Raw genomic sequence first — 14,779 nt, forward strand, 5'->3', positions numbered from 1 at the left:
GGTGAGCTTATTGAACATGATGGCCTCCCGCTGCCGGCGAAGTGGCTGGAACGGCGGCCGGCAAAGGCTGGCTGCTGAAACTCTGTCCAGGCCCTCCCCTCTTCTCCTTTTCCACACCGCGCGTCTCGCCCTGGGCGCGGCGCAGCTTGACTTGCTCCAGCACCGGCGCCGAGCAAGAACCTTCGATGAAGTCGGCACGCATCAGCTCGCCATTCTTGGTATCGAGGAACAGGCTGTGCGCATCGCCCAGGTTGCGGTTCGACGCTTCCATCATGCGGCTGCCGCGCGGCAAGGTCGAACCATCGACCTTGATCACATGGCTGTTCGGCGTAATGCCGCAATAGCTGTACTTGCCTTCCACGTCAGTGGTGAAGTTGGTGCCATCCTCCATGTACAGGCGCACGCCCGGGATGCCCAGTTCCTCGGCATCCTGCACGTGGTTGTGATTGCAGTCGACAAACACCTTGCCGGCGATACAGGCATCGGTGGTGAATACGCCGCCCGTCACTTTCACCCTGGCCCGCGCCTCGTTCGACGGCGGCCCATTGGTGCTAGTCGCCTGGGCCCGGTTGATGCCGTCGCCCTGCAGCGCGCCCACGCCTACCCGCAGGCGGTAGCGGAAGGTGATACTGGCGTTCGGCGCCAACGATTCAAGCGTGAACGACAGTTGCGGACCAGGTTTGCCGCCCGGATCGGCCTGCACCACATTGTTGCGCGTGGTCGTGCCGTCGATGTAGCGGAAACCGGCCGGCAGCTTGTCGAGCACGCTGACGCCAAACGCCGTGGCCACGCCCGTGTTCTTCACCTCGATGGTGTACTGCAAGCTGTCACCAAGCTCGGCCGTGGTCTTGTTGGCGATCTTGCTGACCAACAGCATCGGCTTGTCCTGGGTATTGAACACCACCGGCGTAAAGCTGGACGGCGTGGCGCCTGGCGTGGCCGGCAAGACGGCGGAATTGGCCGAACTGCCCTGCGCCAGCGCACCGGTCGGCGCCACCGGGGTTGCTGCTCCACCGGCCCCCGCAATATAGCTGTGGCCGATATTGAAGCCGCCAGTCCCTGTGCTTTGCGAAGTGCTGGCATACACCTGGTTCAGCTGCGGCACGGCCGGAATCGCCGCCACGCTGCCAAAGTCCACCACCACCGTGAAGGCGATGCTGCAGCTTTCCTGCGGCAACAAATCACCCTTGCCGCTGAGCAAACCAAACACCGTCACGCCGTTAAAGTCCGGGTTGGCGATACAGGCCGTAGCGCCGGCAGGCTGTGGCGTCACCAGCAAGCTACCGGGCTTGAGAGCAACACTGGCGGCCGCCGGGAAGGCTGCCTTCAGGTTTTCCGTCACCTGCACCATGGTCGAGGCCGGCGCACCGGCCGGATAGCGGTTGGCCGCCTGCACCACATACGCGATCTCGAACTTGCTGGCATCGGTCTGCTGCTGCGACGACACCGACTTGATCACGTCCACCACCTGCGCCTGCAGCGCCACCGGTGTCGGCGTATCTTCGCCCGTGAACGGCACGCCGCCCACGGTTTCCGAGGCATTGCCGTTACTGTTGGGGTCCACCTTGGCGACCATGGCCGCCACTTCAGCCGCCGTCGCTACCGTCCCCACATAGGCACCGGCGTTGTTCGATGCGTCGAACACGGCGTTGCCAGGCGGCGGGGTATAGACGGGATTGGGAGCATTGGCTGCCACTGCGCGCGCCGCAAACGTGCGTGCCAGGCTGATGGAACCACCGGCATTGGCGGTAGCGCCGCTGACGGAGCTGGCAAACACGCTATTGTTATATTGCGGCAACGGCGTACCCTGCACGGTCACTTGCACCGTGAAGGTAATCACCGTCAGCTCACCTTCGGCCAGCGCCGCGTCGCCGGTCAGCAAACGCAAGTCGCTGCCGTTGCAAGCGCCATTGAAAGCTGGGTTGACCGGCAATTGCTTGCTGCCGGCAATCGCAGGCGCCGCCGGCGGCGTCACGATGCTGCAAGTGGCCGGTTCGGGGAAGGTGGCGGGCAGGCTGTCGAGCGCCTGCACATTGGCCGTCGTACCCTTGCCCACGTTCTTGACCACCACCGTATAAGGCACGTTGTACACCTGTGCCGACAGCTGCGTTACCTTGCCGACGGCCAGCGAAGCGCCGATGGCAGGCACGGCCACGTCGGTGACAGCCGTGCAATCGCTGGCCTGGGCGCAACGCGGTGCATCGGGGCCGGACGGCACCACCGTGTTGTTCAGCGAACCACCACTGCTGACGATAGCACTGACGGTGACGGCCGCCACCGCATTCGGCGCCAGGCCGGCCGGCACCGTGCAAACGAGTTTGTTGCCCACCAGCGCCGCACAGGTGGCCGGCGCCACCGGAGTGACCGTGATATTGCCCAGGTTAGCCGGCAAATCATCGCTCAAGGTGATAGGCGACGTGGTCGCACCACTGCCGTTGTTGGCGGCGGTCATCGTCCAGCTGACCGTATCACCTACCGTTGCCGTGGCTTTATCGGCCACTTTTTTCACCAGTACGCTAGGGCTGCTGACGGTGGTGCTGGTCTGGCAATCGGCCGGCTGCAGACACTGCGGCGCATCGGGACCGGATGGCACGACACCATTCACCGCCACGCCCGCTTGCGTCACCTTGGCCGTGACCACGATGCTGGCCAGACCGCCATTGCCGTTCAAGCCGGCCGCAACGCTGCAATTGAGCACATTGCCAGTGACCGAGCTGCAAGTGGCGCCCGTGGCATTGACGGTGATGCTGGCCAGGTTGGCCGGCAAGGTATCGACCAGCGCAATCGCCGCGCGGGTCGCGCCGCTGCCCGTATTGGTGGCCGTGATGGTCCAGCTCAAGGTATCGCCCAGATTCGCTGCAGTTTGGCTGGCCACTTTCTTGATCGCTACTTTCGGCCCCGTCAGCACCACATTCGACTGGCAATCGCTGGCCTGGGCGCAGGCTGCATGGTCGGGACCGCCAGGTACCACGCGGTTCGACAAGCTGCCTTCCGCGCTGCCACTGGCCGTGATGCGGATGCTGCGCGTGCCATTCACGGCCGCCAACTGGCCGGCGGCAATGCTGCAAGTCTGCACGCTGCTGGCCAGCCAGCTGGACAATGGCGGACAAGTCACGCCAGCGTCCGCCACCACGTTCGATACCGTGAGATTGGCCGGCAAGATATCGGCCAGTGTCACCACGCCCTGGTTGGCTGCACCGCCGCTGTTGACGGCCGTGATGGTCCAGACGATGCTGTCGCCCAGCTTGCCCGTCGCCACGCTGGCCGTCTTCGTCACGCGGATCACTGCGCCCGGCATGGTAACGATAGCCGTATTGGGCAAGTCGTTCTGCACCTCGGTGGAACTGGTGGCAATGTTGCTGACGATGGTAGAAATATTGCTGGCGGGCTGGATATACGCCAGGGTGAAACTGTGCGTTTCACTGGCCGCCAGGCTGGCCGGCAAGCCCGTCACGGTGAGCATGCCGCTGGCCGGATTGTAGCTGCCGGCCGCGCCACTCAGGGTCACGCCCACCAGGCCCGGCGCCAGGGTCAGGCTGTAGGTGACGTTGTCCGCCGTGCCTGGACCCACGTTGCTGAAGCTGACCGTGCCCGAGATCTGGACACCTGCCGTGGTGCTGCCAGGGAAACCGTTCAGGCTAGTGGTCACGTCAACCAGCAGCCGCGCTACGGTGCTAGTGGTCTGGCAATCGCCAGCCTGCAGGCAAACAGCGTTATCGGTGCCACTCGGCAAGACGCTATTTTGCAGGGTACCCGCCGCCGTCGCCGTGGCGCTGACGACCACTTGCGCCACAGCACCGGGCGCCAGGCCAGGCGTCACGCTGCAACTGAGGATGCTGCCCGCCACCGGCAAACAGCTGGCCAGTTGGGTGGACAATACTTGCACATTGCTCACGCCAGCCGGCAAGTTGTCCGTCAAGCCTATCGACGCCCTGGTGGGAGCGGTGCCGTTGTTGCTGGCCGTAATCGTCCAGGTCACCGTATCGCCCACGTTCAGGCTGGTTTTATCGACGCTCTTGCGCACGGCCACATTCGGCGCGGACAAGGTCGTCGTGGCCTGGCAGACACTGGCCTGTTCGCAAGCAGGATTATCCGTGCCTCCCGGCATCACCCGGTTCGACAGCGCCCCGGCCGCCGTGCCACGGCCAGTGATGCGCACGCTACGGCTGCCGTTGACGGCCGCCAGTTGGCCGACGGCCACGCTGCAGCTTTGTACGCTGCCGGCCGTCCAGTTGGCCAGCGCCGGGCAAATCACGCCGGCATCGGGCGTCACGCTGAGCACGGTGATATTGGCTGGCAATACATCGCCCAGTGTCACCACGCCCTGGTTGGCCAGGTTGCCCGTATTGCTGGCGGTAATCGTCCAGCTCAGGGTATCGCCGACGGCCGCCGTGGCCTTGTCGACCGTCTTGGTGACGCGGACCAAGGGGCCGGGCAAGCTGGTGGTGGCCGTCTTCGGCAAGCCCACAGGCACGGCCGGCGAGGTGGTGGAAATCACGCTGGTGATGCGCGAATTGTTGCTGGCCGGCTGCACGTAGAACAGGCGGAAACTGGTGCTCTGGCCGCTGACCAGGGTCGATGGCAAACCGCTCAGCACATACATGCCGGTGCTGCTGTTATACACGCCGCTCACGCCAGGCGCGCCGCTGATCGCGCTCAGCGCAACACCGGCCAAGCCTTTTTCCAGCTGCAAGCTGTACGTGACATTCTGGGCCACACCAGCGCCTTCATTGCTGAAGGTCACCACGCCGCTGATATTCTCGCCCGCATTGCTGCTCGGCGGAAAGCCGTTCAAGGTAGTGGTCACATCCACCAGCAAGGCCGACACCACCGTATTGGTGCTGCAATCGCCCGCTTGCAGGCAGACCGGATTGTCCGGCCCGGCCGGCACCAGGGTATTGTTCAGGCTACCGGCCAAGGTGGCTGTGGCGCTCAGCCTGACGCTGGCGCTGGCACCCGCAGCCAGGCCGGCCGGCACGCTGCATGTGACGACATTGCCCACCGGCACGGCGCAAGTGGCCGGCGCAGTCGGCGCCAGCAAGATATTGCTCACGCCCGCAGGCAAGGTGTCGGTCAGGGTAACGACGCCGGTGCTGGCGCCGCTGCCGCTGTTGCGCACGCTCAAAGTCCAGGTCAGCGTGTCACCGACACTGGCGGCCTGCTTGTCCACGCTCTTCGCTACATTCAGGTTGGGGCTGCTGACAGTGCTGCTGGTGCTGCAATCGCTGGCCTGCAGACAAACCGGGTTGTCCGGACCGCTGACAGTCACGCTGTTAGCAAGCGAGCCGGCCACCGTGGCGCGTGCGCTGATCTGCACGCTGGCGGAGGCGCCGGCATTCAGGCCAGCCGGCACGCTGCAGCTGAGCACATTGCCGGCGACTGGTGCGCAAGTGGTCGGTGCGGCGGGCGTGACGACGATATTGGCCAAACCAGCCGGCAAGCTATCGGTCACGGTAGCGACTGCCGTGCTGGCGCCGGTGCCGTTATTGGCCAGGGTCACCGTCCAGGCCAGGGTGTCGCCGATATTGAGCGCCGCCTTGTCGACGGTTTTTCTCAAAGCCAGCACGGGGCTGGTGATATTGGTAGTGCTGAGACAAGCGCTGGCCTGGATACAGGCTGGATTGTCAGGTCCGCTGGGCACGACCTGATTCGCCAGGCTGCCGCCCGCGCTGGCATGGCCAGTCAGTACAACTTTGCGCAGGCCATTGTTGGCAGCCAGTTGGCCGGCGGCAATGCTGCAGCTTTGGCTGCTGTTGGCCAGCCAGCTGGCCAGCGGTGGACAGATGACGCCGCTATCGGGCGTGACGCTGGTGACGATGATGTTAGGAGGCAATATATCCTTCAGGGTAACGACACCCTGGTTGGCCAGGCTGCCGGTATTGCTGGCGGTAATCGTCCAGCTAATGTCTTCGCCCACATTCGCTACGCTCTTATTGGCCGTCTTGCCCACGCGCACGATGGAACCCGGTGTGGTGACCGTGGCCATGTTCGGCTGGTCGTTCGGCACTTCGGTCGAGCTGGTGGCGATGCGGCTGGTGATGGTCGACAGATTGTTCGCTGGCTGGGTATAGCGCAGCTGGAAGCTGAGACCCTGCCCCGCCGTCAACGTCACGGGCAAGCCAACGAAACTCACCAGGCCGGTCGCGGCATCGTAGCTGCCGGACACACCGCTCACGCTGACACCGGCCAGGCCAGGCGTCAGTTGCAAACTATACGTCAGGCCTTCGGCGGCGCCAGGGCCAATATTGCTGTAACTCACCGTGCCCGTGATCGTATCGCCCGCATTGCTGCTGCCGGGGAAACCATTGAGCGTGGTCGTCACGTCCACCAGCAATTTCACTGCCGTGCTGCTGGTGCTGCAATCAGCCACCTGGCTGCAGACCGGGTTGTCAGGGCCGGAAGGCAGCACCGTGTTGACATAGGCACCGGCTGCCGTGGCCACGCCCTTGACGACGATATTGAGCGAGGCGCCCGCCGCGAAACCGGCCGGCACCGTGCAGACCAGCTGGCTGCCAGCCGGTGCGCCGCAGGTGGCCGGCGCTGCCGGCAGCACCTGGCTCAGGGTCAGGTTGGCTGGCAAGCCATCGGTCAGGGTGACCACGCCCGCCGTGGGACCCGTGCCATTGTTGGCAACAGCAATCGTCCAGGTCAGCGCATCGCCGACATTGATATTGCTCTTGTCGACGCTCTTGCGCACCGTCACTTGTGGACTCAATAGCGTGGTGGTGCTCTGGCAGGAAGACACTTGCGCGCAAGCCGGATTATCGGGTCCGCTCGGCAATACCTTGTTGCCCAGGCTACCGGCCAGGGTACCGCGCGCTGCAATCGTGATGCTGCGGCTGCCGTTCGGCGTCAATTGTCCGGGGGCGATGGTACAGGCCTGGGTGCTGTTGGCTTGCCAGCTGGCCAGCGGAGGACAGCTGACGCCGGCGCCTGGCGTCACCGCCGTGACAGCCACATTGGCGGGCAAAATGTCGGTCAGGGTCACTACGCCCTGGTTGGCCAGGCTGCCCGTATTGACAGCCGTGATGGTCCACGTCACCGTATCGCCCACGTTGGCCACCTGCTTGTCGGCCAGTTTGGTGACGCGGATGATGGGGCCAGGCACCGACACGGTGGCCGTGTTCGGCAAGTCATTCGCCACTTCCTGCGAGGTAGTGGCGATGGTCGACGTCACCAGCGACAGATTGTTGGCCGGCTGCGTATAGCTGATCGTAAAGCTGGTGCTCTGGCCGCTGGCCAGGCTGCCTGGCAAGCCCGTCAGGGTCAGCACGCCAGTGCCACTGTTGTAAGTTCCGCTTGCGCCCGCCACCGTCACGCCGGACAGGCCGGCCGTCAGCTTCAGGCTGTACGTCACGCCATCGGCTGCACCGGGCCCCACGTTGGCATAGCTGACGACGCCGGAAATGAGGTCGCCGGGCTGGGTATTGGGTGGGAAGTTATTCAGGGTGGTGGTCACGTCCACCAGCAGCTTGACCACCGTGGTGGAGGTGCCGCAGTCTGCAGGCTGCGCGCAGATCGGGTTGTCTGGGCCGGATGGCAGCACGCTGTTGACAGCGGCGCCGGCCAGGGTGGCCGTGGCTTTCACCACCACCTTGGCCGAGGCGCCAGGGGCCAGGCCTGCCGGCACGCTGCAAGTGAGGGTGGAACCGGCAATCGCTGCGCAGGTAGTGGGGGCTTGCGGCGTGACCTGGATATTCGCCAGGCCGGCCGGCAGGCTATCGGCCAGGCTGACGATACCGGTGGTCGGGCCCGTGCCGCCATTGCTGGCCGTCAAGGTCCAGGTGATGGCATCGCCCACATTGACGCTCGCCCTGTCGGCGGTTTTCTTCACTGTCACGCTGGGGCTGGTGACATTGGTGCTGGTCTGGCAATCGGCCGGCGTGGCGCAGACGGGGTTGTCGGGACCGGACGGGAGCAGGCTATTGGCCACCGTACCGGCCGCGTTGGCGACTGCCTTGACGACGATGCTGGCCACGCCACCGCCACCGGCCAGCCCGGCCGGCACGCTGCAGGTGAGCGTGTTGCCGGTGACGGCGGCGCATGTGGCTGGCGCCACGGGCAGGATTTGCAGCGCACTGACATTCACGGGCAAGGTATCGGTCAGGGTGATGACGCCCGTGGTGGCGCCCGTGCCGCTGTTGACCGCTTTCAGGGTCCAGCTGATGGTGTCGCCCAGGTTGGCAGAACTCTTGTCGGCGGTTTTCGTCACCGCGACGCTGGGGCTGGTCACAGTGCTGCTGGTGGCGCAATCGGCGGGGGCAAGGCACAGCGGGCCGTCCGGGCCGGAAGGCACGACGCTATTGGCAAACGTACCCGCGACGGCAGGACGCGCCGTGACATTGACGCTGGCCGCCGCGCCACCGGCCAGGCCGGCCGGTACCGTACACGTGAGGATATTGCCGGCAACGGCCGCGCAAGTGGCGGGCGCTGCCGGTGTCACCACCAGGCCCGTCAAATTGGCCGGCAAGGTATCGACCAGCACCACCGGCGCGGTGGTCGCGCCGCTGCCGCTGTTGCTGACCGTCAAGGTCCAGCTCAGGCTGCCGCCGAGATTGATGCTGCTCTTGTCGACCGTCTTGGTCACCGCTACTTTCGGGCTGGTCACGGTCGAGCTGGTCTGACAATCGCTGGCTTGCAGGCAGACCGGACTGTCGGGTCCGGATGGCAGCACGCTATTGGCAAACGTGCCGGCAATCGTCGGCTGCGCCGTCACCGTCACGCTGGCCGCCGCACCACCGGCCAGGCCGGCCGGCACGGTACACGTGAGGATATTGCCCACCACGGGAGCGCAAGTGGCAGGCGCAGCAGGCGTAACAACCAGGCCCGTCAGGTTGGCCGGCAAGGTATCGGACAGCACCACCGGCGCGGTAGTGGCGCCGTTACCGCTGTTGCTGACCGTCAGGGTCCAGTTCAGGCTGCTACCGATGTTGATGCTGGTCCTGTCAACCGTCTTGCTCACTGCGACTTTCGGGCTGGTGACAGTCGAACTCGTCTGGCAATCGCCGGCTTGCAGACAAGCCGGATTGTCTGCGCCCGACGGCACCACGCTATTGGCAAACGTGCCGGCAATGGCCGGCTGCGCCGTCACGGTCACGCTGGCCGTAGCGCCACCTCCAGCCAGGCCGGCTGGCACGGTACACGTGAGGATATTGCCAACGGGTACCGCGCAGACGGCGGGTGCTACCGGGGTCACTACCAGGCCCGTCAAATTGGCTGGCAAGGTATCGACCAGTACCACCGGCGCCGTGGTCAGGCCATTGCCGGTGTTGCTCACCGTCAGGGTCCAGCTCAAGGTGCCGCCGAGATTGACGCTGCTCTTGTCGACCGTCTTGCTGACCGCCACTTTCGGGCTGGTGACGATGGAACTCGTCTGGCAATCACTCGCTTGCAGGCAGACCGGGCTATCGGGGCCGGACGGCACCAGGTTGTTGGCCACCGTGCCGGCTATCGTCGGCCGCGCCGTCACGCTGACGCTGGCGCTCGCACCGGCAGCCAGGCCAGCGGGCACCGTGCAAGTGACGACGTTACCCACAGGTACGGCGCAGATGGTGGGCGCCACCGGCACCACCACCAGGTCGGCCAGGCCGGCTGGCAAGGTATCGGTCAGGATGATGGGCGACTTGGTGGCGCCATTGCCGGTATTGCTGGCCGTCAGGGTCCAGCTCAGGGTGCCGCCGATATTCAGGCTGTTTTTGTCGACGGTCTTGCTGACCGCCACTTTCGGGCTGGTGACGGTCGTGGTGGTCTGGCAATCGGCAGCCGCGGAGCAGGCAGGACTATCGGGGCCGGACGGCAGCACGCGGTTGGCCACGTTGGCGCCCTGCGTGGAATGGCCGGTAATGGTTACGCTGAGCACGCCAGTGACGGCTGGCAGCTGGCCGGCGGGAATGGTGCAGGACTGCGTGCTCGACGTCTGCCAGCTGGCCAGCGGCGGACACGTCACGCCCGGCTGTGCTGTCACGGACGTGACGACCAGATTGGCCGGCAGGATATCGGCCAGGGTTACCACGCCCTGGTTGGCCACACCGCCGGTGTTGCGGGCCGTGATGGTCCAGGTGATGTCGTCGCCCACATTGGCCGTGGTCTTGTTGACGCTCTTGCTGACGCGGATATTCGGACCCGGCACCGTCACCATGGCGCTGTTCGGCAAATCATTCGCCACTTCCACCGAAGTGGTGGCGATGGTGCTGTTGACCATTGAAACGTTGGTGGCTGGCTGCGTGTATCGCAACGTAAAACTGAGGCTTTGCCCCGCCGCCAGGTTCACTGGCAAACCGGACAGCACGATAAAACCGGTGACCGCGTTGTAGGCCCCGCTCACCCCAGTCACGCTCACATTGGCCAGGCCGGCCGGCAACTTCAGCGTATAGGTTACGCCCTCGGCCGTGCCCGGGCCCAGATTGGTATAGGTGACGGTGCCGCTGATGGCGTCGCCCGCATTCGTTACGCTGGGAAAACCATTGAGTGTGGTGGTCACATCGACCAGTGGCTTTTGCACGGTGGTGGTGGTCTGGCAATCGCCCGGCAGCAGGCAGACCGCACCGTTGCCGCCGGAAGGCAGCACGCTATTGATGAAACTGCCATTGAGCGTGACCACAGCGGACACTTTCACCTGGGCTGCGGCGCCCTGCGCCAGCCCGGCCGGTACGCTACAAGTGAGGACATTGCCAACCAGGGCCGAGCAGGTGGTCGGCGCCGTGGGCGTGACGACGATGCTGCTCAAGTTGCCAGGCAAGCTGTCCGTCAGGATCACCGCGGCCGTGGTTGCCCCCGTGCCGCCATTGCTGGCGGCCAGGGTCCATGTCAGGGTATCGCCCACATAGGCACTGGCCTTGTCGACGGTTTTCTTCACGCTCACGAGGGGGCTGACGACACCCAGCGATTTGGTGTCGACGTTATTGGCCGGGGTCGGGTCCAGTGTGGCCGAAGCCGCCGTGGTGGTGATCGACAAATTGCCGCTGGCAGGCAGATTGAAGGTCGAACTGCAATTGATGCGCGAATTGACGGTAAACGGCACGGCAGCTGCGCTGCAGGTGGCCGTGGCGCCCGCTGGCAAGCCGCTCATCACGCACGTCGGCGCGACGGCGGGATCGGGACCGTTATTGGTGCAGACGCCGGTGACGGTGATGCTCTGGCCAGCATTGTAGGGGCCGGCTGGAATTGTCGTGACGGCTTGCATGTCCGCCTGCAGGCGGCGGTTGCTGATGGTGCACGTCACGGGCGCATCGGGCATCGTCAAGCTGCCCGACACGGTTGCGCCGGTGGCGACAACGGCGGCCGTATCGGTGCGCGCGCAACTGTAACTGCTCTGGTACTGGGCCAGACTGGTACCCACGCCCGCTGTTTCCGCCAGGCTCACCGACGTGCCGGACAGTACCGTGGCGGTAGCAGTCGCGCCATTGCCAGCTGCAGTGCCCAGCGTGCCATTCGCATTCATGATGAACAGGCCGGGGTCGGCCGCTGGCGTGAGCGCCTTGAGCACCGTCAGGATATTGGTCTTCGCCGTGGCGGTAGTCGTGCTGCTGTTATTGCTCAGGTCAGTATCCGTTTCGTTGGGCGACACGACCACGCTGGCCGTGTTGGCGATGCTGGCGACATTGCCTGGCGTGGCGGTGATGCTGATGGTCAGGTAGGCGCCACTGGTGGGAGCGGTGGTGGCCGTATTGGCGGGTAAGCTGCCGACCGTAAAATTGATGGTATTGCTGCCCGAACCCGAGCTGGTGCTGCCGCAGGAGGCGCCGCCGCTGGCGGCGCATGTCCAGCTGACATTGCTCAAGCTGGCGGGCAGCACATCGGAAAAGGTCGCGCCCGTGCCGTTGGCCGGCCCCCGGTTCCACACTTTCACGGTATAGCTCAAAGGCGTGCCGACGACAAACTGGGCTGGCCCCACCTTGTTGACGGCCAGGTCAGCCTTGCTATTGGTGCAACTGGTATACGAACTGGCCAGACTGGGGTCGCGCAACTGCGCAGCGGGAATGATTTCCGTGACGCCGTCAGGACGCGTCCAGCGCATGTGCATGTAATTGATGCCGCCCACGTTATTCCACAGCACACGGGCCAGATAACAGCCACCCGGCGTAGCGCTATTGAAATTTCCGGACAGATTCTGGAAGTCCGTTTCATTCGCGGAATAATCGGACACACTGCCCACCGGCACGTTATAGGCGGCGCCGCGGTAATTGGTGGAGTATTGCGTGGAAAAATCCACTTTGACATCATCGTCATGCGCCACGCTGAATTGGTAATTACCGGCCTGCGGAAAGACCACCAGCGAGTACATCACGCGGCCCTGTATCCAGTTGCGGCAGGCAGTGAGCGTGCTCTGGCTATCCGTATTGCATAACTGCGCGCCATCGCCGGTGCCGGCGTTGCTCCAATTCATCTGCGGCGAGCTGCCCGTACGCGCGGCGTTGAGCGCAGGATTCGCATCGAGCGCCAGCAGGCTGGCCACCCGCGCGCTAGTGCCCGCGTTAAAACTATTGTCATAATTTGGCGTAGGTGGATTGGCCGGCACGCGTGAAGTACCCCGGTAATCGGACCACAGCACTTGCGCGCCCGCTGGCGCAGCGGCGCCCAGCAGCATGCCTGCAAGCAGCAATACAGGCGCATGGCGCCGGCGGTTCAGGGACAAGGCGGCAATGGCCGTACGCAAGCACGAGGCAACTGAAGTAAGGCGCTGGCGGCTGCGAAGATCAACCGCTCCGTGGAAGAATGTTGTCATATTTTCCGCTATGAAATGCTGCACTGTGATTAACAGACATGCATATCAACCTGTCATCTTGTGACATGACGATATGAACACTTAACAGTTCAAGCGTACGACAATTGAGTTCGGCTTCTTTTGTGCAACACGACTTTAATCATTCGTTGATATTTCACAACAAATTCATTGAATTATCATGTAAATAACTATGCTATTTTATTTTTTAGCTATACTGGCCGATCCGAAAGTACACAAAAGATAATACTTTAATAATTAATTAAAACTATCGAAAGAATAGTTTTATGTCCATTAAAAAAATTAAAATGTGAATTATCACCAACTAATACAAATAAAATTCATCTACGGTCTTTTTATTCACACTCCGAATTATTCAGGTTCGCATCGCCTCATTGACTGAGTTGCCGATTCTTTCGCCACGCCCTGCCGGGCCAATTGCAGAAACGTTTTCCTCACATTCCAGGCACGGGCAATGCTGGCTGAAACAACGCCGTATCGTTTACTATCGGGCCATTGCGCAACGCGCCTTCGCCCTCTGCCTTACGCTACGCCAGGAGTTTTATCGATGTCCACTGTTCTCCGTTACGTCCTGCCCGCCTGCATCTGCGCCCTGCTTGCCGCCTGCACTGCGCTCACACCGCCACCCGCATTGACTCCGCCGGCCCCGGCCGCCGCCTTGCCGGCGCCGCCATGGCACGCGCAAGGCGCACGCGTGCTGCAGATCGTCCCACAGCAATCCTTGCTGACCATTACCGTGCGCCGCAGCGGTCCGCTGGCGCGCCTGGGGCATGACCATGTGATTGCCAGCCATACCTTGCAAGGCACGGTGGCGCCCGCGCTGGGGCGGACCGAGTTCCAGTTCCGTCTCGATGAATTAAGCGTGGATGAAGAGGGATTGCGGCAAGCGGCCGGGCTGACGACGACGCCGTCAGCCGACGCGATTGCCGGCACGCGCCACAATATGCTGGTGCGGGTGCTGGACGCCGAACGCTATCCTGTGGTGCATATCGCCGCGCGGCGCGAGGCCGGCAGCAAGGTGCTGCAGGCCGATATCACCCTGCATGGCGTGACGCGCACGGTGCCGGTGCCCACCGAGATCGTCGAGGCCGCCGATGGCAGCAAGCTGGAAGCGAGCGGCAAGGTGCTGTTGAAGCAAAGCGATTTTGGCATTACGCCGTTTGCCATACTGGGCGGCGCGATGGCCGTGCAAGACCAAATGGAACTGGCTTTCCGCATCACGGCCACCGCCGAAGAAAAACTCAGCGTGCCAGGATCAGGCGCAAGCCCAGCCCGATGAAGATGGTGCCGGCCACGCGGTCCAGCCATAGGCCGGCGCCCGGATGGCGGTTAACCCACAGGCCGATGGCGCCGGAAAAGTAACCCAGCAACCCAAACAGCAGACAAGCCTGAGCCGTAAACACCAGGCCCAGCTGTGCCGTCTGCCAGGCTACGCTGCCGTGACCGGCAATCACGAACTGCGGCAGGAACGACAGGAAAAACAGCACGACTTTCGGATTGATACTGTTGGCGAACAATCCCTTGGCAAACAAACGCAGCAGCGACTCATCGGGCAAGGCGTTGCTGCCATCGACACGCGCACCGCCCCGGCTGCGCAAGGCGCCAAAACCCAGCCACAGCAGATACAGCCCGCCCGCCACTTTCAGCGCGGTAAAGGCAATCGGCGATGCGGCCAGCAGGGCCGACACGCCCAAGGTCGCCAGCAAGGTGTGCGTGAGGCAGCCCAGCGCGCAGCCCAGGCCGAATGCCATGCCCTGGCGCCTGCCACGCGACATGCCCACGCCCAGCACCATCAGGTTATCGGGACCGGGACTGGCGGTAATCATCAGGGCCACGCCCAGGAAAGCTAGTAATTGTTCGGGACTCAGCATGGTGCGCGCTCGAAAATAAAAAGCGCCATGATACTGGATGCGCAGGGCCCAAGGTGACGCAAGGCTGGGAAAATGCATTTATGACATTCATTTGTGTGTGGCACACACTTGTCGATTAAAATGGCGTATCTACTGCATAGGGCTTGCCGCTTGCATACCGAGCGCC

General features: G+C 63.6%; 3 protein-coding genes. 1 reads left to right on the forward strand and 2 read right to left on the reverse strand.

Annotated elements, in window-relative coordinates:
• Positions 1 to 7: 7 nt before the first annotated feature.
• Positions 8 to 12,655, reverse strand: coding sequence for a DUF11 domain-containing protein (locus HDE75_RS13470; protein ID WP_183677189.1), 12,648 nt, complete (start codon positions 12,653 to 12,655; stop codon positions 8 to 10).
• Positions 12,656 to 13,289: 634 nt separating this feature from the next.
• Here HDE75_RS13470 and HDE75_RS13475 point away from each other — a divergent pair.
• Positions 13,290 to 14,021: a YceI family protein gene (locus tag HDE75_RS13475; protein WP_183677188.1), complete on the forward strand. Its 732-nt coding sequence runs from the start codon at positions 13,290 to 13,292 to the stop codon at positions 14,019 to 14,021.
• Here the strand turns inward: HDE75_RS13475 and HDE75_RS13480 are convergent.
• Positions 13,984 to 14,613: a LysE family translocator gene (locus tag HDE75_RS13480; RefSeq protein WP_183677187.1), complete on the reverse strand. Its 630-nt coding sequence runs from the start codon at positions 14,611 to 14,613 to the stop codon at positions 13,984 to 13,986. The two genes, HDE75_RS13475 and HDE75_RS13480, sit on opposite strands and share 38 nt — an antisense overlap.
• Positions 14,614 to 14,779 lie beyond the last annotated feature (166 nt).

This window comes from Janthinobacterium silvisoli (genome assembly GCF_014200725.1).
GTDB lineage: Bacteria > Pseudomonadota > Gammaproteobacteria > Burkholderiales > Burkholderiaceae_D > Janthinobacterium.